At 57.0% G+C, this 19,336-nt stretch carries 20 protein-coding genes; 7 read left to right on the top strand and 13 right to left on the bottom strand.

The features are described 5' to 3' along the window. Window positions 1-27 precede the first annotated feature (27 nt). The 4 genes from groL (at window position 28) to WDB70_RS11650 (ending at window position 3,090) form a co-directional block, all read left to right on the top strand. Window positions 28-1,668, top strand: a complete 1,641-nt coding sequence (gene groL, locus WDB70_RS11665) for a chaperonin GroEL (RefSeq protein ID WP_406664516.1) — start codon at window positions 28-30, stop codon at window positions 1,666-1,668. Window positions 1,669-1,847: 179 nt separating this feature from the next. Then, window positions 1,848-2,219, top strand: coding sequence for a glutaredoxin family protein (locus WDB70_RS11660; RefSeq protein ID WP_406664514.1), 372 nt, complete (start codon window positions 1,848-1,850; stop codon window positions 2,217-2,219). After that, window positions 2,216-2,512 carry a hypothetical protein gene (locus WDB70_RS11655; protein WP_406664512.1) on the top strand — a complete coding sequence of 99 codons (297 nt, stop codon included), beginning with the start codon at window positions 2,216-2,218 and terminating at the stop codon, window positions 2,510-2,512. Before WDB70_RS11660 ends, WDB70_RS11655 begins: the two co-directional genes overlap by 4 nt. Window positions 2,513-2,550: 38 nt before the next feature. Next, window positions 2,551-3,090, top strand: a complete 540-nt coding sequence (locus tag WDB70_RS11650) for a YaeQ family protein (protein WP_406664510.1) — start codon at window positions 2,551-2,553, stop codon at window positions 3,088-3,090. A 30-nt stretch (window positions 3,091-3,120) separates the two neighbouring features. Here the strand turns inward: WDB70_RS11650 and WDB70_RS11645 are convergent, their stop codons facing one another. The 3 genes from WDB70_RS11645 to WDB70_RS11635 are packed head-to-tail and all read right to left on the bottom strand — an operon-like array spanning window position 3,121 to window position 4,624. After that, window positions 3,121-3,312, bottom strand: coding sequence for a hypothetical protein (locus WDB70_RS11645; protein ID WP_406664508.1), 192 nt, complete (start codon window positions 3,310-3,312; stop codon window positions 3,121-3,123). Continuing rightward, window positions 3,302-3,658 (bottom strand): DUF2750 domain-containing protein, encoded by a 357-nt coding sequence (locus tag WDB70_RS11640; RefSeq protein ID WP_406664506.1) that lies wholly within the window; start codon window positions 3,656-3,658, stop codon window positions 3,302-3,304. The genes WDB70_RS11645 and WDB70_RS11640 overlap by 11 nt, the downstream gene beginning before the upstream one ends. Window positions 3,659-3,691: 33 nt before the next feature. Then, window positions 3,692-4,624 carry a LysR family transcriptional regulator gene (locus WDB70_RS11635; protein WP_406664504.1) on the bottom strand — a complete coding sequence of 311 codons (933 nt, stop codon included), beginning with the start codon at window positions 4,622-4,624 and terminating at the stop codon, window positions 3,692-3,694. Between the two features lie 101 nt (window positions 4,625-4,725). On the opposite strand from WDB70_RS11635, the gene WDB70_RS11630 reads away from it, so the two are divergent. Further along, window positions 4,726-5,715 carry an aldo/keto reductase gene (locus WDB70_RS11630; RefSeq protein ID WP_406664502.1) on the top strand — a complete coding sequence of 330 codons (990 nt, stop codon included), beginning with the start codon at window positions 4,726-4,728 and terminating at the stop codon, window positions 5,713-5,715. Here the strand turns inward: WDB70_RS11630 and WDB70_RS11625 are convergent. From WDB70_RS11625 to epmB, 3 genes are read right to left on the bottom strand one after another with little or no spacing between them, the layout of a single operon-like run. Then, window positions 5,709-7,208 carry a diguanylate cyclase domain-containing protein gene (locus tag WDB70_RS11625; protein WP_406664500.1) on the bottom strand — a complete coding sequence of 500 codons (1,500 nt, stop codon included), beginning with the start codon at window positions 7,206-7,208 and terminating at the stop codon, window positions 5,709-5,711. The genes WDB70_RS11630 and WDB70_RS11625 overlap by 7 nt on opposite strands. Window positions 7,209-7,226: 18 nt before the next feature. After that, window positions 7,227-7,544, bottom strand: coding sequence for a hypothetical protein (locus tag WDB70_RS11620; RefSeq protein ID WP_406664498.1), 318 nt, complete (start codon window positions 7,542-7,544; stop codon window positions 7,227-7,229). Continuing rightward, window positions 7,541-8,560, bottom strand: a complete 1,020-nt coding sequence (gene epmB / locus WDB70_RS11615; RefSeq protein WP_406664496.1) for an EF-P beta-lysylation protein EpmB — start codon at window positions 8,558-8,560, stop codon at window positions 7,541-7,543. Before epmB ends, WDB70_RS11620 begins: the two co-directional genes overlap by 4 nt. Window positions 8,561-8,596: 36 nt before the next feature. Between epmB and efp the strand changes: the two genes are divergently transcribed. Then, the gene (gene efp / locus WDB70_RS11610; protein WP_406664494.1) at window positions 8,597-9,163 is read left to right on the top strand and encodes an elongation factor P; all 567 of its coding nucleotides are present in this window, start codon (window positions 8,597-8,599) and stop codon (window positions 9,161-9,163) included. 132 nt (window positions 9,164-9,295) lie between these two features. On the opposite strand, the gene WDB70_RS11605 is transcribed toward efp, so the two are convergent. From WDB70_RS11605 to rsgA, 7 genes are all read right to left on the bottom strand, one after another. Continuing rightward, entirely contained in the window at window positions 9,296-11,569 is a 2,274-nt protein-coding gene (locus tag WDB70_RS11605) for a TonB-dependent receptor (protein ID WP_406664492.1), read from the bottom strand. Window positions 11,570-11,612: 43 nt separating this feature from the next. Further along, window positions 11,613-11,909 (bottom strand): hypothetical protein, encoded by a 297-nt coding sequence (locus tag WDB70_RS11600; RefSeq protein ID WP_406664490.1) that lies wholly within the window; start codon window positions 11,907-11,909, stop codon window positions 11,613-11,615. An 87-nt stretch (window positions 11,910-11,996) separates the two neighbouring features. Continuing rightward, complete coding sequence (locus WDB70_RS11595) at window positions 11,997-12,698, bottom strand: glycerophosphodiester phosphodiesterase (protein ID WP_406664488.1); 702 nt, start codon at window positions 12,696-12,698, stop codon at window positions 11,997-11,999. Continuing rightward, window positions 12,695-15,916, bottom strand: coding sequence for a mechanosensitive ion channel domain-containing protein (locus WDB70_RS11590; protein WP_406664486.1), 3,222 nt, complete (start codon window positions 15,914-15,916; stop codon window positions 12,695-12,697). Before WDB70_RS11590 ends, WDB70_RS11595 begins: the two co-directional genes overlap by 4 nt. 32 nt (window positions 15,917-15,948) lie before the next feature. Beyond that, window positions 15,949-16,812, bottom strand: a complete 864-nt coding sequence (locus tag WDB70_RS11585; protein WP_406664484.1) for a DMT family transporter — start codon at window positions 16,810-16,812, stop codon at window positions 15,949-15,951. Beyond that, complete coding sequence (gene asd, locus WDB70_RS11580) at window positions 16,812-17,660, bottom strand: archaetidylserine decarboxylase (RefSeq protein ID WP_406664482.1); 849 nt, start codon at window positions 17,658-17,660, stop codon at window positions 16,812-16,814. Before asd ends, WDB70_RS11585 begins: the two co-directional genes overlap by 1 nt. A gap of 25 nt (window positions 17,661-17,685) precedes the next feature. After that, the gene (gene rsgA / locus WDB70_RS11575) at window positions 17,686-18,717 is read right to left on the bottom strand and encodes a small ribosomal subunit biogenesis GTPase RsgA (protein WP_406664479.1); all 1,032 of its coding nucleotides are present in this window, start codon (window positions 18,715-18,717) and stop codon (window positions 17,686-17,688) included. A gap of 61 nt (window positions 18,718-18,778) precedes the next feature. On the opposite strand from rsgA, the gene orn reads away from it, so the two are divergent. Continuing rightward, window positions 18,779-19,333, top strand: coding sequence for an oligoribonuclease (orn, locus tag WDB70_RS11570; RefSeq protein ID WP_406664477.1), 555 nt, complete (start codon window positions 18,779-18,781; stop codon window positions 19,331-19,333). Window positions 19,334-19,336 lie beyond the last annotated feature (3 nt).

Here is a 19,336-nt window from a genome sequence, read left to right as displayed (position 1 = left end):
TTTCACTGCATTAAGAGGAATTCAAGAATGGCTGCAAAAGAAGTCAAATTCGGTAACGACGCCCGCACTAAAATGCTCAAGGGTGTAAACATCCTGGCTGACGCGGTGAAAGTCACCCTGGGTCCGAAAGGCCGTAATGTGGTGCTGGACAAATCCTTTGGCGCGCCGCTGATCACCAAAGATGGTGTCTCAGTTGCCAAAGAAATCGAACTGGAAGACAAGTTCGAAAACATGGGCGCACAAATGGTCAAGGAAGTTGCGTCCAAGGCCAACGACGAAGCCGGTGACGGTACCACTACTGCTACCGTACTGGCGCAATCCATCGTTAACGAAGGCCTCAAGGCGGTTGCCGCCGGCATGAATCCGATGGACTTGAAGCGCGGTATCGATAAAGCCGTGGTTAAAGCCGTTGAAGAACTCAAAGCGCTGTCTGTTCCTTGCGCTGACTCCAAAGCGATTGCCCAGGTTGGCACCATCTCCGCCAACTCTGACGATACCATCGGTCAGATCCTGGCTGAAGCCATGGACAAAGTTGGCAAAGAAGGCGTGATCACCGTTGAGGAAGGTCAGGCCCTGCAAGACGAGCTGGACGTTGTTGAAGGTATGCAGTTTGACCGCGGCTACCTGTCCCCGTACTTCATCAACAACCCAGATAATGGCGCTGTTGAGCTGGACAACCCGTACATCCTGCTGGTTGACAAGAAAATCTCCAACATTCGCGAAATGCTGCCGATGCTCGAAGCGGTTGCCAAAGCCGGTAAACCGCTGATGCTGATTGCCGAAGACGTGGAAGGTGAAGCCCTGGCCACGCTGGTGGTGAACAACATGCGCGGCATCGTCAAAGTTGCTGCGGTAAAAGCGCCAGGCTTCGGTGACCGCCGCAAAGCCATGCTGCAGGACATCGCTATCCTGACCAATGCCACCGTGATCTCTGAAGAGATCGGCATGGAGCTGGAAAAAGCCGGCCTGGAAGAGCTGGGTCAAGCCAAGCGTGTGGTGATCACCAAAGACGAAACCACCATTATTGATGGTATCGGTGAAGCGGCTGCTATCGACGCCCGCGTCAAGCAAATCCGTGCCCAGATCGAAGAGTCCAGCTCCGATTACGACAAAGAAAAACTGCAAGAGCGCGTTGCCAAGCTGGCTGGCGGTGTTGCGGTAATCAAAGTCGGTGCCGCTACCGAAGTGGAAATGAAAGAGAAAAAAGCCCGCGTTGAAGATGCCCTGCACGCTACCCGCGCCGCAGTGGAAGAAGGCGTGGTGCCCGGTGGTGGTGTGGCGCTGGTACGGGTTGCCGCCAAGCTGACCGAGCTCACAGGCGACAACGAAGATCAAAGCCACGGCGTCAAGATTGCTCTGCGCGCCATGGAAGCACCGCTGCGCCAGATCGTTTCCAACGCCGGTGGCGAAGCTTCAGTAGTGACAGCCAAGGTCAAAGAAGGCGACGCCAACTTCGGTTACAACGCCGGTAACGATACCTTCGGTGACATGCTGGAAATGGGTATCCTGGATCCAACTAAGGTGACCCGCAGTGCTCTGCAGTTTGCCTCTTCTGTGGCTGGTCTGATGATCACCACCGAAGCCATGGTTACCGAACTGCCGAAGAAAGAAAGTGCCGCACCAGCCCCTGACATGGGTGGTATGGGCGGCATGGGCGGCATGATGTAAGCCTGCTCTGCGCATCAAAAAGCCCCGCTTCGGCGGGGCTTTTTTTATACCCAAATGAGGCCAAGGCATCCGTTTTTACTGGCTTTGAGGGCTTGCCTGAAATTTAACCAGTTAAGTTGGTGTTCAGCTATGGTGGCGTCAACTGCAAGGGTTTTAACCGTCCACAGCAGGTGATAACCATGCAACGCTGGTTCTGGCTGGTGCCGGTATTGTTAGTGGCGCAATACGGCGACAGCATAAAAACCACAGTCAAGGCGCATCATTTCTGGCCTTTTACTGAGCAGCCCGCCACTTTGTATACCAATGACTGGTGTAATGATTGTGTGCGCACCGAATCGCTCTTGGCGCAGCTGGGTGTAAAGGTGCAGCGGGTAAATATGGATTACGCTCTGGAAGCGGACAGCGTCAAAGCCCGTTACGGTAATAAACTGCCGGTGCTGTTATTTCATGGTCAGGTGATCCGCGGCTTTCAGCCCAGTCGTATCGAAGCACTGGTAAAGCCCGAGGAAAAGCAGCATTGGCCGACGCTGGCTAGTGCCACATCATCATGACCGAAGACGATTTTATCCAGAGCGTTAACAACGGTTTTATGCCGCCGGTGCAGGTGGTGGCCACAGAAATGGTGATTTACCAACTGCGTTTGCAGATAGGGGAGCAGCTGCACTGGCTAACCGACCGTAAGGGGCCGCTCACCTTTGCCTCGGCCACGGCGGCTTGCCGCTGGCTGTGGGATAAAGGCGTACGCCGGGCCACCTTAGTCACCGATGGCTACCCCGATGCTGAAGCCGGTGGCGGGAGTGATAGCGGTTTATCTCACGCCCTGGTTTTTCAACAATGTCCCTGAAGGTATGATGCTGCCTTCTTTTGCAGCGAGTACCGGCCATGGCTCTTGGCGCCACAATCTATAAAGTACAGTTGAACGTTAGCGATCTGACCCGCCACCACTATGGCGATTACGCCCTTACCCTGGCGCGCCACCCGTCTGAAACACAAGTCCGGCTCATGACCCGGTTATTGGCTTTTGCTGCCCATGCCGACCCGGCGCTGACTTTCACCAAAGGCTTGTCCACGGACGATGAAGCGGAGCTGTGGCAGCACAGTGATGATGGCCGTATTACCCTGTGGATAGAGTTGGGTGAGCCAACCGTAAAACGCATCAAGCAGGCGTTAGCCCGGGCTGAACAGGTAGTGGTGTATTCCTACGGGGGCCGTGCAGCAGAGCAGTGGTTTAAACAACAGGGGAAGGAATTGCAGGCCCTGGGTAGCCGCTTACAGATCTGGCACCTGCCTTATGAACAGTTGCCGGCACTGGCGGCGCTGGCCGCCCGCAGCCTTAACCTGGCGGCAACGCTCATGGAAGGGGAATGGCTGTTAACAGATGGGCAGCACAGTGCCCAGGTACAGCTACAGCGCTGGCATTGACACAAAAAACCCGGCTGCTGCCGGGTTTTTTCAGACCTGAACGTCGATATTCTGGCCTTTGGGGCCGTCATTGACGACCGGTTGGGTATTATTGGCTTCCGGGGTCTTTTGTGGTGGTGCGGCACTTTCAATCAGCGCCAAGGCATTCGCACCATCCCGGTAGATTTGCTTGTTGGTCATTTGCGCCATCAGCGCTTCACTGCCACTGTTTTCAACCTTCATTGCTGGCCTCCATTAACGCTTCGGCAATATCAGCAGGTTCCACTTCCAGCCCTTCAAGCTCATCATTCCAGTCCGGGCCAACGAGAACATCATCCTCCAAGAGGTTAGGTAACCATAGCTCAACAAAATCCTGAAGGGAAATTCGGGTCACCTGATAATCAGCCCATTGCTCGGTGCAGTGGCGGCTGGCGGTGGCTTCATCAGACCAGAACGGCATCACTTCCGCATCTTCAAACTCGGTGGACTCACACACCACCCAGCCATCGTCACAACTTAGGCTCCAGAGCTGGCCAGTGGTTTGGATACGGTTTACAAACTGCTCGAACGCGTGTTGCCAATTTGCCATTGGATGTCTCTGCAAGAAGAATTTACGGATGCATTATGGCTTATTTAGTGTGCTGTGGGAAAAGGTTGTCACAACACCGGCACTGACCAGTACCTCTTTGAGCCAATCACCCAGTACCCGCAAGCGCAAACTGTTCTGGCGATTCGCTGGGTATAACAGATGTACCGGGCTAGGCGAGGGAGGGTAGTTAGCGAGGATTTGTTGCAGGCGGCCTTCACGAAAGTGCTGCTCAGCATCATAGGCTGGTGTCTGGGCCAGCCCCAGGCCTGCAACTGCAGCGGCGATATAAGCATCGGCGCTGTTCACGGTGACAGGATGTGCCAGCGCCTTTTTTTGCAGGCCACCAGCGCTCTGCCATTCCCAGGGCTCAATACGGCCACTGATCGGTGAGGCGTAGCCAACCATGTGGTGGTTATCGAGATCGGCGGGCGAGCGCGGTTCACCGTAACGCGCCAGGTAATGCGGGCTGGCGCAATTGACATGGGCTATCTCGCCCAGAGCGCGGGCATGTAAGCGGCTGCTGGGTAAGGCACCAATACGCAGTGCGCAATCAACCCCGGCACCGACTAAATCCACCGGCGAGTCAGAAACATCCATGTGCAGGGTCAGTGCTGGGTAGCGCTCGCGAAAGGCGGCTAGAGCCGGGATCAGGTAAAGCCGGGTCAGCCGAGCCGGCACACTCAGGCGCACATGCCCGGATGGGCTTTGTGGCTGGCGAAACAGGGAATCCAGAGCCGCCCATTCGTTCAGCAGTGGCAGGCTGCGTGCAAGCAGTTGTTCGCCCTCACTGGTTAAGGTCACCTTACGGGTAGTGCGGTGCAGCAGGGTGACTTGGTAGTGTGCCTCGAGTTGCTGAACCGCGAGGGTGGCTGTGGCGCGGGGAATATCCAGTGCCGCAGCCCCGCGACTGAAACTTTTTGCCTGCGCCACCCGCTGAAAAATATTCAGAGCCTGCATCCGATCCATAAACATTGTTTTTATTATTTAAATAGTGAAGTTGTTATAACGCACTTAATTAAAACAATCGACTCGTTGCATGCTGTCGCCAAACAAACGGAGGTCAACAGATGCAACAACGGCAATTAGGTAAACATGGCCCGATGGTGTCAGCGATGGGCTTGGGCTGTATGGGCATGAGCGACTTTTACGGTGGCCGTGATGAGCAAGAGGCTCTGGCGACGCTGGATATGGCGCTCGATAGCGGCCTTAATTTCTGGGATACCGCCGATATGTATGGCCCGCACACGAATGAGCAGCTGCTGGCCAAGGCCTTGAAAGGGCGCCGTGAGCAGGTATTTTTGGCCAGTAAGTTTGGCATTATTCGTGACCCGAACGACCCGACCAAACGCGGTGTCAATGGCCACCCCGACTATGTGCGAAAAGCCATTGAAGGCAGCTTGCAGCGCCTGGGCACTGACCACCTTGATTTGTACTACCAACACCGCCTTGACCCTGCGGTGCCGGTAGAAGAAACCGTGGGGGCCATGGCGGAACTGGTAAAAGAAGGCAAGGTGCGTTATCTGGGGCTCAGTGAAGTGGACAGTGCAACGCTGCGCCGGGCTTATCAGGTGCACCCGATCAGTGCCGTACAAAGCGAGTACTCACTGTGGACGCGCGATCCGGAGCGGGTAGTTATGCCGGCCTGCCATGAACTGGGCGTCGCACTGGTTGCTTACAGCCCACTGGGCCGAGGCTTTCTCAGTGGCGCTATTCGCTCCGTGGATGATTTTGAGGCGGATGATTTTCGTCGCCAGAACCCGCGTTTTCAGGGGCAAAATTTTCAGCGCAACCTGGCTTTGGTGGAGGCCATCAAAGCCATGGCCGAGGTTCGTCAGGTAACGCCATCACAGTTGGCCTTGGCCTGGCTTTTAAGTCGGGGCGAGCAGGTTATTCCGCTGTTTGGCACCAAGCGCCGCCGTTACCTGCAAGACAATCTGGGCGCCCTGGCAATACAGCTCAGTGCCGATGACCTCGCCGAACTGGCTGCCATATTCCCGGCCGATGTGGCGGCCGGTGAACGTTATGCCCCCGCATCGATGACGCTGTTACCTCAATAAGCGGAGACGGCTGATTTTTGCTGATACATGCTGGCATCAGCCGCCTGTAACAGAGCGTCGAGGCTGTCGGCGCCCTGCTGGATGTGGGCGCCAACACTGGCGCTGATGGTAAACGACGGGCTGGCTGGCACCGCAATGCTGGCCAGCTGTTGCTGCAGGTGCGTAGCCAGTTGCTGCAACGCTTCTTTGGCGTGGCGGCTATAAATGACAAACTCGTCGCCGGCGTAACGGCCAAGAATGTCATCGTTGCCCAAGAGTTCCGACAGTACATCCGCAAGGGCTATCAGCGCCTGATCTCCGGCGTGGTGGCCATAGCGATCGTTAACGGCTTTAAAAGCGTTCAGGTCAATAAAGTACACACCTTGCCATTGGCTTGGCTTAATGTCGGCCAGCGCCTCGACGGCCTGTAGCCACCCCTGGCGGTTAAGCACGCCCGTGAGGGGATCGGTACGGGCTTGCAGTAAGGCCTGCTGGCGTTCGTTATGGATCACCTGCAAGCGTCGGGCTGCCATGTAAGCCACCAGTACTGCTTCAATCAAGGCGGCGATGATCAAGCCGTAGTAGGTAAGAAAGTTGCCGCCCTCCGGCGTTTGCTGGCGGGTCAGCATGCCGCCAAGCAGCAGGGCAATGGCCAATGCTGTCCAGCGGCCATCCCGGTTGCCCTGAAAAGTTCGCAGCAATGCATAGAGCAGCAGCATCATCAGTAACCATAGTGACACCAGGCTCATGGTCATATTGATGTAGCGCTGACCATAAACGGTGATGCTGGTAGCCAGGCCAAAGGCTGCCATCAGCCAGGTTGGCAGTAATATCAGATAGCGCCAACTGCGCGGGTAGTGCTTGTGCAGCGCCATGAAATGGCTGAAAAACAGGGTGCCACCGACAACTGTTGCAGCCGCCAGGGGCAGAGAAGGTAACAGCCAGGTAGTGTGGCCGGTTAGCAGCAGGGGAATGCCTTCCTGAGTGGCAAAGAACCAGGCCATCGCCAGGGTGTAGAGGCTGTAATAGCCGAACTGGCGCTCACGTAGGCGCAGCCACAGCAGCAGGTTGTAGCATGACAGCGCCAGTACCACGCCCAGGTACAGGAACATGACCGCATTGTGGCGAACATTATCAGCGCGGTAGTGCGGCCAGCTGACCACCCGAAAGGTCAGCGGCCGGGCCAGTGGGGTACTCAACCGCAGCACGCCATCACTGTCACCGGCTGGCAGGGCATAAGCCAGTCGGTGGTTGATCTGTGGTGTCTGTAGCTGGTCTGCCAGGTGTAGCTGCGGGTGCCTGAGCGCCAGCGCCCGGATTTGCAGTACCACCGGTTGTGTTAGCTGCCGGCATTGCAGGCGTAGCCGGTTCAGACCTTTTTGTAACGGCAGTGCCGATTGCCCCTGATCAACGTTGACCACTGCTTTGGTGCTATCGTTTTGCAACTGACACTGGCCAGCCCAGGTGGGCAGGCTGAAGAGCCACAAGAGTTGCAGTAATAGCAGCTGGCGCATGGTGTCACCTTGGTTTGGTTAGCGTTGTAACCGCTTAAAGCGTGCCAGTGTGTGCAGTAGCAGTTGCAGTTGCTTGGTTACCTCGGCCAGCGCCGGGGCGATGTCATCTTCTTTTTCCAACGTGAGCAATTGCTGAGCCAGTTCTTCAACATAAGGCTTAAAGCGGTTCGCTTCGGTATCAAAACCCTGGCCGGGTTTGAGCACTGCATCAAACTGCGCCAGGTTCTCTGAGGCCAGCGCGTCAAGCTGGCGATCGGCGTCCAGCGCCTGCTGATAGGCGGTCTTCAGGCTAGCACGCAAATGATCGATAAGGCTTTGACGTTGACTTGGGGTCATAGGTTCAGGTCCACCAGTGTTTTTCCGGGTTTGCCGGCTTCTTCCCGGGCCAGGCGTGGCACCAGATAGCCGGATAACCGGGCATTGAGTTCACGCATCAACTGGCGGGCGCGTTGATCGCTGACCCAAAAATGGGCAGCGCCTGCGACCTTATCCAGCAAATGCAGGTAATAAGGCAAAATACCGGCGGCAAACAGCCGGTGCGACAGAGTGCTCAGGGTCTCGGCATCATCATTGATGCCCTTGAGTAGCACACTCTGGTTGAGCAAGGTTACGCCATTGCTGCGCAGCGCCTGGCAAGCGGCGTGCAAATCAGCACTGAGTTCATTGCCATGGTTGATGTGTAATACCAACGTAACAGGTAGCTGGCTGGCGGCCAGGGTGTCCAGCAGCGCCTGGCTGATACGACTGGGGATCACCACCGGCAGGCGGCTGTGAATACGCAGTAATTTCAGGTGCGGGATGCTGTTCAGGTGGCGCAATAGCCAGGCCAGTTCATCATCATTGGCCATCAGCGGATCACCACCGGACAGAATCACTTCTTCAATCTGTGGCCGGGCGGCGATGTAGTCCAGAGCCTGCTGCCAACTGGCTTTATTGCCAGGGTTATCAGCATAGGGAAAATGGCGGCGAAAGCAGTACCGGCAATTCACCGCGCAACCACCTTTGAGGATCATCAACACCCGGCTCTGGTATTTATGCAGCAGCCCCGGCACGACCGCATCCTGTTCGTCCAGCGGGTCGGTACTAAAACCTGTGGCCTCGGTAAATTCATCGGCGCTGGTCAGCACCTGGCGCAGTAGCGGATCGGCGTTGTTGCCGGGCTCCATCAGCGCCACAAAGGGCCTTGGCACCCGCAACGGGAATAACCTCCGGGCAGCAAAGCCCGGAGCCAGTACGTTGGTGTCCAGCGCCAGCTCACGGGCCAGTTGCAGCGGGTCGGTGATGGCCTCTTTGAGTTCATCACGCCAGCAACGCTCCCACATCGGCGCTTTTGCGGTTATCATCTGCGGCATTGGAATTCGCGACAATCGAATACATCAGAGGCAAAAATGGCGAACTATAGTACCAACGAATTCAAAGCCGGTCTCAAGATCATGCAAGATGGTGAGCCTTGCAACATTCTCGAGAACGAGCTGGTGAAGCCGGGCAAAGGTCAGGCTTTTAACCGTGTGAAGATCCGTAAGCTGATCTCCGGCAAAACCCTGGAAAAAACCTTCAAGTCCGGTGAATCCGTTGAAGGCGCTGATGTTATGGATGCAGAGCTGTCTTACCTCTATAACGATGGCGAGTTCTGGCATTTCATGAACAATGAAACCTTCGAGCAAATCGCCGCTGACGCCAAAGCCGTGGGTGATGCCGGTAAATGGCTGGTGGAGCAGGATGTTTGCACCCTGACCCTGTGGGACGGCAGCCCCATTGCGGTAACGCCGCCGAACTTTGTCGAGCTGGAAATCACCGAAACTGACCCGGGCCTCAAAGGCGATACCGCCGGTACTGGCGGCAAACCGGCTACCCTGTCTACCGGTGCGGTAGTGCGGGTGCCGCTGTTTGTACAGATCGGTGAAGTGGTCAAAGTGGATACCCGCTCTGGCGAGTATGTCTCCCGCGTTAAGTAACGTTGAGCTGACGCAGCAAAAAGCCGGCATTTACCGGCTTTTTTTATCGCCAGAGCCTGCGGTGCCAGTGCCGGGAACGGCCCGGCAACAAAAAAGCCGGCCAAAGGCCGGCATTGGATAAGTACTTAACCTTTAGAAGGTGTAGCGAACCCCCAGGGTAAAGCTGCGCCCGGGCAGAGGCGCTATGGCTTTGAGCAAGGAGGTGTGCGGGCGAGCTTCGCGATTGGTCAGGTTGTTACCTTTAAGGAATACCAACAGGTCGCCGGTACTGGTGTAGACATGGTAACTCACCGAACCGTCCAGCAGGGTATAGCCGCTGGTTGTGGTTTCGTTTTCTGCTACTTTGTCCTGCTTGGCGTAGGTGGTGCTGCCCAAATCGGCATGCCAGTCGTTCAGGTCAAAGTTCAGGCGGGCACCCACGCGCATCGGTGAGATGCGTGGCAGGTTGCCGCCGTTATCGAGCTTGCCACGGGTGTAGTCACTGAACAGATCCAGTGACCACAGGTCGGTCATGTTGAAGGTAGCCTGTGCTTCATAGCCGTACAGCGTGGCATTACCCTGGCTGTACTGATAAACCGGGGTGTTGTCACCGTCGGCAACCAGATCAGCAGCGACAAGGCCGGTATCGTGCTCATAAAAGTAGTTATTGACCTTGTTGTAGTAGACGCTGAATGTGCCTGACCAGCTACCTTCAAACTTACGCAGTGTCAGATCCAGGTTGTTGGCAATTTCCTGCTTGGGTTTGCTGCTCAGCGGTGTGACGGTGCCATTGCCCAGCTGATACAAGGCGCCAACCTCAAAAGTACGAGTAGCGTCGTGGGGGCCGTAACTGTATAGCTCTTCTGGCGTGGCACTACGCTCGGCGCGGGTCAGTGCCAGGCTCAGGTTATAACCGGGCGTCATGTGCCAGACGGTGCCGGCTGACAGGCTGAGGTTATTATCGGTCAGGTTGGTCGGCTGGTAGGCATTGGCACCACCCAGGGTTTCCAGGTTCATGGGGTCGGCCGTCAAGCGGTAATGCTCCAGGCGTCCGCCCAGTTCAAAACGGAAGTCGCCGACATTGCGTTCCTGAACCAGGTAAGCCGCCGTGCCGTCAGTGACGGTGTCCGGCGTCAGCGCTTCGTCACCGGCAATGCTGAAGTTACGGTGGGTCAGGTGTACGCCCATTACCCCCTGCCACTCACCCCAGGGCTTGTTGTACAGGCTCATCCGCCCTTCTGAGTACTTGTTGGTAAAGATGGTGCCCGGTACGCCGTTGTCTTCTTCGGCATGCTCGTAATGGGTATAGCCACCATCAACCCGCAGCTTGCTAAAGCCCGGCAGTGGCTCATCAAGGCCGCCATGGAGCTGCCAGGAGGTTTTCTTCATGTTGATGGAAATCGGCGGCTCGGTAGGGTCACCGTCACTGGGAATACCATAGAGGTTTTCAGTGCGGGAACCGGATACACCAACAAAGCCGCGTTCGCCGGTATAGCCTACGCCAGCGGCAAAGTCGTCAAGGCTGAGTTGGCTGTTCGCCAGCCGGCCCGATGGGTTGGCAATACCGGCAATGGCATCACCGGGGATCTTCTCGCTGTGAGCGCGGCGGCGGGTGCCATCCAGATGCCAGTTGTACTGGCCATTACCGCCATTGAGGTTAGCCACTGCGGTGCGTTCGTTATCACCGGTGCTGTAGCGTCCTTCAACAGCGCCGTTGAGACCATCGACGGGTTGCTCGCTGTAGCGTTGATCGACCACGTTCACTACGCCACCAATGGCACCGTTACCGTACAGCAAGGTGCCGGGGCCACGCAGAATTTCGATTTGCCTTGCGGTGCTGGCTTCGGCGGTGACCGCGTGGTCAGCCGAAACTGTCGAGGCATCCCCCACGGCCAGGCCATTTTCCAGTACTTTCACCCGTGGCCCACCCATGCCCCGGATAATGGGCCGGCTGGAGGCGGGGCCAAAGTGGCTGGCCTGCACTCCGGGCTGGCGCTCCAGGGTGTCACCCAAAGAAGGCTCCGTGGCCTGGCGTAACTTGTCTTCGGTCAGTACCGAGACCGGTGTGCTGCTTTCCAGCACACTGCGCCCCAGAGCCGTACCGGTAACGACAATGTTTTCCATATTGACCGGCGCCAGGGTGAAGTTTTCTGTCAGGGTTTGTGTGCCGGCCTGAATATCACGCTGCTGGTGTTCAAACTGGTCAGCGGAGGCGTGCAGGTGAATATGGCTGTTATCGGCAACACGTAGGCGGTATTGGCCTTTGGCATCGGTCTTAACCTGAGTGTGAGCACCCTCAACACTTAAAATGGCGCCAGCAATAGGCTTACCGGCGGTATCGGTAACAGTGCCGATCAGATCCGCAGCAAAAACAGGGGTACACAAGCCGGCCGCAGCGAGGGCCAGCGTCAATGGAGCAAATTTCATGAAGACGTTTCCTTTAAAAAACAAAAAATACAGCATTTGTGTTTCAAAGGATTGACGGTGGCCCCCGTGCAAACTGGCGTCGCAGTATGGGCAAGGACGGTGTCAGGTACAGCGGCGCGGCAACAGGAATAACTTTGACCGGCACCACGGCAACGGTTGGCAGGCTGCTGATCGGTGCATGACCACTGGCCTCACTGAAATTACACAGCAGGCAATGGTGATGAACGTGCAGCAGGCTGTGTTCACTGGCATGTACCTCGGCTACCGCTTGTAATGTGGTAACCCAGAGAGCCAGTGCTAACCAGAGCCAGCGATGTCGGTGTTGTTGCAGTGCGAACATGTCTTGATGTTATAACCTATCAACCGCCAGAACCTTACGCATTCGCACTGAAAAATACCAGCCCCGAAAAGGTAAATGGATGTGTCTTCAGGTCAGATGGCTATGGAGCCATTGCCGGGTTTGGGCCGGGTAATTGGTAAAAATGCCATCGACATTGAGTGACTTTAGCCGGTGCAGATCTTCCGGCTCATCAACGGTATAGGCATAAACGGCAAGGCCTAGCTGGTGCGCTTCGCCAACCAGTGCCCGGTCGACAAAACTGCAATCAAGGTGCAGCGAGCGCACCTGCAAGGGGCCGATCATGGCCGCCAGATCCAGCGGAATGTGGCTTATCAGCAGGCCGATAGGCCAATCGGGCTTGAGTGCCTGAAAGGCGGCCAGTTGCCGGTGGTGAAAGGAGGAAACCAGCAAGTCTTCGGGAGCCCAGCCCAGTTCACTGACGGCGCGTTCCAACAGCGGCAGCAGCACCGGGAGCAGGTCATGGCCTTTGAGTTCCAGGTTTAACTGACAACGCCCGGCGCACAAGGTCAATACCTGCCATAGCCGGGGAATACGCTGGCCTTGCCCGGCATCGGCAGCGGCAAGGCTGGTCGCAGTCTGGTTCGCCAGCAGGCCCTGACCGGTGGTGCTGTGATGCAGCCAGCGGTCATGTAGGACGACAATGTCATCTTCAAAGCGCTGCAGATCCAGTTCAATGGCTTCTGCTCCCTGACTCAGTGCCAGCTCAAAGGCTTTGAGGGTGTTCTCCGGCGCTTCGCCGCTGGCACCGCGATGGGCAAATATCTTCATGTCCGTATTCCTTTCGCCAGTTGCAGATCCAGTTTTGGCCAGGCCAGGGTGATGCCGGCAGCGGCAAAACGGCGATGAATTTCGGTATAAAGCGCATGGCTGGCCGGCAGTCGGTTGTCGGTGTCGGCAACGTAGACACGCAGTTCAAAGTCCAGCGACGAGGGGCCAATAGCCAGCAGATAGGCCGACGGTTCCGGGTGACTCAGCACCAATGGGCTGCGCCGGGCCACATCCAACAGCAGCCGTTCTGCCTGTTCGGTATCCGAGCCGTGGTTGATGCCGACTTTGAGGATCAAGCGGGTAACGGAATCGGACAGCGACCAGTTCACCAGCTGCTCGGTAATGAAGGCCTTGTTGGGCACAATAATTTCTTTGTTGTCCCAGTCCACCAGGGTTGTGGCGCGGGTATTGATACGGGTAATGGTGCCCGACAACTCACGGATGGTGACGGTATCGCCAATGCGGATGGGCTTTTCAAACAGGATGATCAGCCCTGACACGAAGTTGGCGAAGATTTCCTGCAGGCCAAAACCCAGGCCAACCGTTAGTGCTGCCACCAGCCACTGTGCCTGCGACCACTCAATGCCCAGCAGGCCAAAGGTGGTGACCATGCCCACCACGATTACCAGATAACGTGACACTGTGGTCAGAGCAAAGCTACTGCCGGGGCTCAGTTGCAGCCGTTGCAACAGTGCCAGCTCCAGCAGGCCGGGCAGGTTACGGCTACTGATGACTGTCAGCATGATGGTAATGGCGGCCCAGATCAGCGCCATTAATGTTACCGGTAGGGCCTGTTTCTGACCGTCAACGAGGGTAGTGCTGTGCCAGAGCACGATGTGCTCCAGATAACTCAGGGCGTCATACATCGGCGACCACAGTAACAACAGGCTCAGCACGGTCAGCAGTTTGAACAGGGTGCGCAGCAAGGTGATTGACTGGCTGGAAATGGCGTCCAGGTCAACCAGGGATTCTTCTGACGGTACTTCCTGAACGTGTTCCTGCTCAGTGTTATCGTTTTCACGCTGGGCCAGTAATTCCGCCCGCTTGGCCTTGGCCTGGGCGAAGGCAATTTTGCGCCGTTCGATAAGCAGCCAACGCTTGGCCAGGTAATAGATAAAGCCATAGCCACAGGCTGTCAGCAAAGAGAGCTGTTCGAGCAGCAGTAATTGCTGCGCGCTGTAGTAGTAACCGCTCACGGCCAGCCCCAGCGACACCAACGGTACCGCGATGGCCAGCCACCATAGCAGGTGATGCCAGGCACGCGGCCGTACGCCTTTGTCCATGTTGTAAACCAACAGCCGCCGGTGCTTGTAAAGCTGTTGATAGAAAAAGGCCAGGCCGGCTGCCATCACCATAAAGGTGATACGGCCCAGCCCCTGACGGATACTGTCGTTTTCCTGTTGCTGGCAGTAGAGCATCAGCATCAGTAACGGGGTGGCCACCAGTGCTAGCCGTCGTACCAGGATCCGCAGTCGCCGTACGCCGGCTTCACGCCAGCGAAAGTGCCCTTGTAGCAAGCCTTCTTCATGGGTCAGGTTACGCAGGGTCAGCCACAGGGCTGTGCCACCGGCGCCGGCCAGCATGGCGCTGGCCAGCGCTGGCTGGCTATTGCCACTGATCAGCGCCAGGGTAATAAACAGTAGTGGCAGGGGAGTGGCGTAGCCGAGGCTGATCAGCAAGGCCATCAGGGTGTAGCGAATACTGTCGCGGGTCACATTGCCCACCGGCTTGGCCAGCTCTGCCAGGCGCCGCCGTAACCGGTGCCGTTCCAGCCAGCGGATCAATACGGCCAGTAAGCTCAGGCCCAGCAATAACAGTATCAGCAGCGGATGTGCCGCCAGTTTGCGGGGTTGCGAGTCTGTCAGTTTGTGGCTGAAAAACTGCACCGTGGCGGCGCCTTGCTCCGCCAGTTGGCTCAGGTTCAGTGGCCGGGCATTGGGGATCCAGAACAGGTGGCCTTCAATCAGCGTTCTCAGGGCCGTAACGGTTTTTTCCAGATCGCCAGTAGCCAGCTCCAGCTGCGTCAGGTGGTTAAGGTATTCAAAGGTACGTTCAGATAGCTTTTGCAGTAATTCCCGGCGGGTTTGCAACAGGCGTTTGGCCTTTGTCTGCTGTTCGGCACTCAGGCTGGCCAGCTGTTGTTCCGGTGGCGGAGCCTTGAGGGCCTGATCGTATTCGTATTTGTCGATGCGGGCCTGGCTGATGGCATCGATCAGCGCCCGGTGATGAAAATCGCTGGGTAACTGGTCATAGCGGATGCGCAGCGTTTCGCCAAAGGCTGCACTGACCTTCAGCCATTCCATCTGTTTGGCAACCGTAGCCTGATATTCGCGCCAGTCCAGGTTCTGTGACTTGACCTTGCGCAGCCGCTGCTGGGTGCGGGCAATATCGTCATTGAGGGCGGTCAGGTGCTGGGCATACTGAATGCTCTGGGCGGCCAGTTTTTGTAAATAAGGCTGCTGGAAATGCTGGTGCAGGCTGGTCAGCAGGGTGTCTTGTAAGCGCGCCTGGCGTTTGCTGTTCAAGGCGGTTTGTAACGCTGACAGGCGGACACTGTGCTGGGCAATGTCGGTGGTGAGTTTTTCCTGATCCAGCTCTTTTAGCTGCAGCCGCTGGTTGGCCGATGCGTCTTCCAGTTCCAGCTTATGGATCCAGGCGCTGAGCATGGCATAACGGGCGCGCATCTGGGCGCGCTTGGCCTGGGTCAGGGCATCGGAGCCACTGAGGTTATCCAATTGCTGCTGAAGGTCGTTTTGTTCCTGCTTGAGTTTGGTGGCTTGGCTGGAGGCTTCACCCAAGCGATTGTTGATGCGGCTTTGCTGTTGCAGCACGGTATCAAGCTGGTCATTGAGTTTTTGCAGCTCGCCACTTAGCTTGGCCAGTGACTGGTCCAGCTTGTCTTCTGGCCACTGTCGGTAATCAGGCAGTGTTGCCTGACGGCTGGAACGCAGCGCTTGGGCCTTCTCGGCCTGTAGGGTCGGGAAATTATCGATGATGTGCTGGTAGTCAGCCGCTTGCTGTTGGTAAGTATTGCGTTGATCCAACAATTGCGCCGCTTCACTGTAGGCCGCGGCAATTTGCTGAGATTGCGGGTCACTGGTTTGGGCAGCGGCCTTGGCCTTGCTCTGCATTTCCTGCTTGAGCAGGATCTTGATTGGCGAGTTGGCCAGAACAGAAAACGACAGTAACAGAGATAGCAGGGCGTAGCGCATTGACATGAGGCGTTCCAGGCTCGGTTTGCTGATTCATCCTAAGGACTTTGGCGCCGGGCTGCCACCGTTTCGTAGATCGCGGCGCTGACAACCAGCACCCCACCGGCTACCGTATGCCAGTTGGGGATCTCGTGCAGCACCAGTGCCGCCAGTGCCGAGGCATAAAGAGGTTGCAGGCAGGAGATCAGTGCCACGGTTTTGACCTTCAACCTGCCCAGCACCTGGGCCAGCAGGGCATGGGGCGCGGCAGTAAAAACCACCCCCAACAGTACCAGTAATGACCAGCCGTGAGAGCCCAGTTGTGCCGGGTTTTCCTGCATCATTGGCGCCAGTACCAGCATGGCTATCAGGGTCTGATAAAACATGGCCTTGGGGCCGGAGTATTGGCTGAAGCGGCGTTTATGCAAGAGGTTACGCAGGGTGAATAAGAAGGCCGACAATATCCCCAGGGCAACGCCCTGAGTGGTGTTGTTATCCAGTTGCCAGTGCGGTGACAGCAGGTAAATGCCCAGCAGTACCAGAACCGCTGCACCTAAGTCGCGGGCCGCTGGCCAGTGCCGGTCCAGCAGTGGCTCTAACAGCACCGTCATCACCGGGTAGGTAAAAAAAGCAATAATGCCAACCGCCACAGAGGCGACTTGCATGGAGGCAAAGTAGGTTGCCCAGTGCAATGAGACGATCACCCCCAGGGCCACTGCCGTGAGGTAGTCCTGTACGCTAGCCAGGGTTAACCGCTGCCCTTGCACCTTGACAACCAGCGCCAGGGTCAGTGCGGCAATCAGGCAGCGCAGCACAGTAATATCCAGTGCCGGCAGGGGGATCAGTTTGGCAAACAAAGCGGTACCGCCGAACAGCAGTACCGATAAATGCAAGTGCCAGAGGCTGCGTTGATGGGCCTCCATCAGCCCTGACGGTTGGCGAAGGCGCCACCCAGGCGGGTGGTGACACCTGGTGCCAGCTCCTCAGCAAAGGACAGGGCCTTGTCAGCAAACAGCAACACCACGGTTGAGCCCAGCTTGAAGCGACCCATCTCCTCGCCTTTGTCGAGGCTGATGGCGTTACGGCCGCTGTAGGTCCAATGTTGTACCTTGGCGCCAGCCGGCGGGGTAACAGTGCCGGACCAAACCGTTTCAATACTGGCCACAATAGTGGCGCCTACCAGTACCAGGGCCATGGGGCCGACAGCGGTGTCCCAGAGGGTAACTACGCGTTCATTGCGGGCAAACAGGCCGGGAACGTTTTCAGCGGTCAGCGGGTTGACCGAAAACAGATCGCCGGGCACATAAATCATATCGGTCAGGGTGCCGGCCAGCGGCATGTGAATACGGTGATAGTCCCGTGGCGCCAGGTAAATGGTGGCGAACTGACCGTTCTCAAAGGGCGTAGCCAGGTCGCTGACACCCAGCAGTGCCTGGGGGCTGTAATCATGGCCTTTGGCCTGAATGATGCGGCCTTGCTCAATGTCGCCCAACTGGCTGACGGTGCCGTCGACCGGCAAGATCAAATCACTGTCGGCCAGGGGGCGGGCGCCGTCTTTCAAGGGGCGGGTAAAAAAGGCATTGAAGGTGTCGTAACTGGCTGGATCAGGATTGCTCGCCTCGCTCATGTTGACCTGATACTGGCGGATAAACAGGCGAATAAAGGCGCGGGTCAGCCATCCCAGGCGGGCACCGGCCAGTTTCCCCAGCAACCGGGACAGGCCGTGCTGAGGGGTAATGTACTGTAGAGCGATTTTCAGTTGATCAAACACCGGTCAGTTCCTTGGTGAGTTGTCATTACAAGTAATTCGGGCGGCTGTCAGCCAGAGCATCAACGATGCGGTGGTAGCTCTCCAGCCGGCTGGCCGCCAGTGTGCCATTTTCCACGGCGGCGCGCAGTGCACAGCCGGGATCATTTTTGTGTTTGCAGTCGCGAAACTTGCAACTGCCCAGATAGTCACGAAAGTCCCGGAAGCCTTCGGCAATGGTGGTTTCGTCCAGGTGCCAGAGGGCAAACTCGCGGATACCGGGAGAGTCAATCAAATCGCCGCCGTGGGGAAAGTGAAACAACCGCGCCACAGTGGTGGTGTGTTGGCCAAGCCCGGAGTTCTCCGAGACCTCGCCGATTTGCTGATCTTGGGCCTCTGGCAATAACCGGTTCACCAGCGAGGATTTACCAACCCCGGATTGGCCGACGAAGATACTGACTTCGTCTTTGAGCAGGGCTTCCAGTGCCGCCATGCCAGCGCCACTTTTTACCGACACCAGTAACACCTGATAGCCGATGCTTTCATACAGTGCCAGTTGCTGGCGGGCTTGGGCGAGCTGCGCAGCATCCAACAGATCAATTTTGTTCAGGATGATCACGGCCCGCACGCCCAATGTTTCGGCGGCCACGAGGTAGCGATCGATAATGTGGGTCGACAGTGCCGGCAGTACCGACGAGACAATACACATCTGATCAATGTTGGCGGCCACCGGTTTGATGCCGTCATAAAAGTCCGGGCGGGTCAGCGTCGAATGGCGCTCGTGCACGGCTTCGATAACGCCGCTGATGCCGGCCAGGGCTTCATTACCCTGGCGCCAGATCACCCGATCGCCGGTCACCAGCGAATCAATGGTACGGCGGATATTGAGCCGGTGTATCTGGCCGTCTTCGCCTTCGACATCGGCATGCTGGCCAAAGCGAGACAGTACCAGGCCGGGTTGTGCCGGCCCGAGCAGGGTGTCGTCCCACTGGGCGTCATCGCTGTTGTTCTTTAACCGTTTGGCCTGATTGGCTTTGACTCGCCGCTGCTGGCCACGGGTCAGCTTGCTTCGCTTCGCCACGTTTGTCCTGGCTGCTGTAAACTCAAGCCCGTATGATACACCGAGGCCGCTAAATAGAAGAATGTCCATGCACAAAGACAATCTGATTTGGATCGATCTGGAAATGACCGGGCTGGACCCGGAACAGCAACGGATCATTGAGATCGCCACCATCGTCACGGATAAGGACCTCAAGGTCCTGGCCGAAGGGCCGGTGCTGGCGGTCAAGCAAAGTGACGCCCTGCTCGACGCCATGGATGAATGGTGTACCCGTACCCATACCGCCAATGGCCTGATTGAACGGGTACGGGCCAGCACCGTCAGTGAAGCCGACGCAGAGCAGCAAACGCTGGATTTTCTTGCCAAGTGGGTGCCGGCCGGCGCCTCGCCCATTTGTGGTAACAGCATCGGCCAGGATCGACGTTTTCTGGTCAAGTACATGCCGCAGCTGGAAAGTTATTTCCACTACCGCAATCTGGATGTCAGTACCCTCAAGGAACTGGCCAGACGGTGGGCGCCAGAAGTATTGACCGGTTTTAAAAAGCAGGAAACCCATCTGGCACTGGATGATATTCGCGAGTCGATCGCCGAGCTGCGCCATTACCGGCAGCACTTCCTGAAATTGCCCACTGCTTAAAAA

It is taken from the genome of Gallaecimonas aegicerasi (assembly GCF_045291545.1).
Lineage (GTDB): Bacteria > Pseudomonadota > Gammaproteobacteria > Enterobacterales > Gallaecimonadaceae > Gallaecimonas.
The sequence above is the reverse complement of the archived record's forward strand: the minus strand, read 5'-3'. Positions and strand labels throughout refer to the sequence as shown.

Bases quoted from the DNA above. Each gene is read 5' to 3' on its own strand.
- groL (WP_406664516.1), top strand. From the start codon at position 28: ATGGCTGCAAAAGAAGTCAAATTCGGTAACGACGCCCGCACTAAAATG.
- WDB70_RS11660 (WP_406664514.1), top strand. From the start codon at position 1,848: ATGCAACGCTGGTTCTGGCTGGTGCCGGTATTGTTAGTGGCGCAATAC.
- WDB70_RS11655 (WP_406664512.1), top strand. From the start codon at position 2,216: ATGACCGAAGACGATTTTATCCAGAGCGTTAACAACGGTTTTATGCCG.
- WDB70_RS11650 (WP_406664510.1), top strand. From the start codon at position 2,551: ATGGCTCTTGGCGCCACAATCTATAAAGTACAGTTGAACGTTAGCGAT.
- WDB70_RS11645 (WP_406664508.1), bottom strand. From the start codon at position 3,312: ATGAAGGTTGAAAACAGTGGCAGTGAAGCGCTGATGGCGCAAATGACC.
- WDB70_RS11640 (WP_406664506.1), bottom strand. From the start codon at position 3,658: ATGGCAAATTGGCAACACGCGTTCGAGCAGTTTGTAAACCGTATCCAA.
- WDB70_RS11635 (WP_406664504.1), bottom strand. From the start codon at position 4,624: ATGGATCGGATGCAGGCTCTGAATATTTTTCAGCGGGTGGCGCAGGCA.
- WDB70_RS11630 (WP_406664502.1), top strand. From the start codon at position 4,726: ATGCAACAACGGCAATTAGGTAAACATGGCCCGATGGTGTCAGCGATG.
- WDB70_RS11625 (WP_406664500.1), bottom strand. From the start codon at position 7,208: ATGCGCCAGCTGCTATTACTGCAACTCTTGTGGCTCTTCAGCCTGCCC.
- WDB70_RS11620 (WP_406664498.1), bottom strand. From the start codon at position 7,544: ATGACCCCAAGTCAACGTCAAAGCCTTATCGATCATTTGCGTGCTAGC.
- epmB (WP_406664496.1), bottom strand. From the start codon at position 8,560: ATGCCGCAGATGATAACCGCAAAAGCGCCGATGTGGGAGCGTTGCTGG.
- efp (WP_406664494.1), top strand. From the start codon at position 8,597: ATGGCGAACTATAGTACCAACGAATTCAAAGCCGGTCTCAAGATCATG.
- WDB70_RS11605 (WP_406664492.1), bottom strand. From the start codon at position 11,569: ATGAAATTTGCTCCATTGACGCTGGCCCTCGCTGCGGCCGGCTTGTGT.
- WDB70_RS11600 (WP_406664490.1), bottom strand. From the start codon at position 11,909: ATGTTCGCACTGCAACAACACCGACATCGCTGGCTCTGGTTAGCACTG.
- WDB70_RS11595 (WP_406664488.1), bottom strand. From the start codon at position 12,698: ATGAAGATATTTGCCCATCGCGGTGCCAGCGGCGAAGCGCCGGAGAAC.
- WDB70_RS11590 (WP_406664486.1), bottom strand. From the start codon at position 15,916: ATGTCAATGCGCTACGCCCTGCTATCTCTGTTACTGTCGTTTTCTGTT.
- WDB70_RS11585 (WP_406664484.1), bottom strand. From the start codon at position 16,812: ATGGAGGCCCATCAACGCAGCCTCTGGCACTTGCATTTATCGGTACTG.
- orn (WP_406664477.1), top strand. From the start codon at position 18,779: ATGTCCATGCACAAAGACAATCTGATTTGGATCGATCTGGAAATGACC.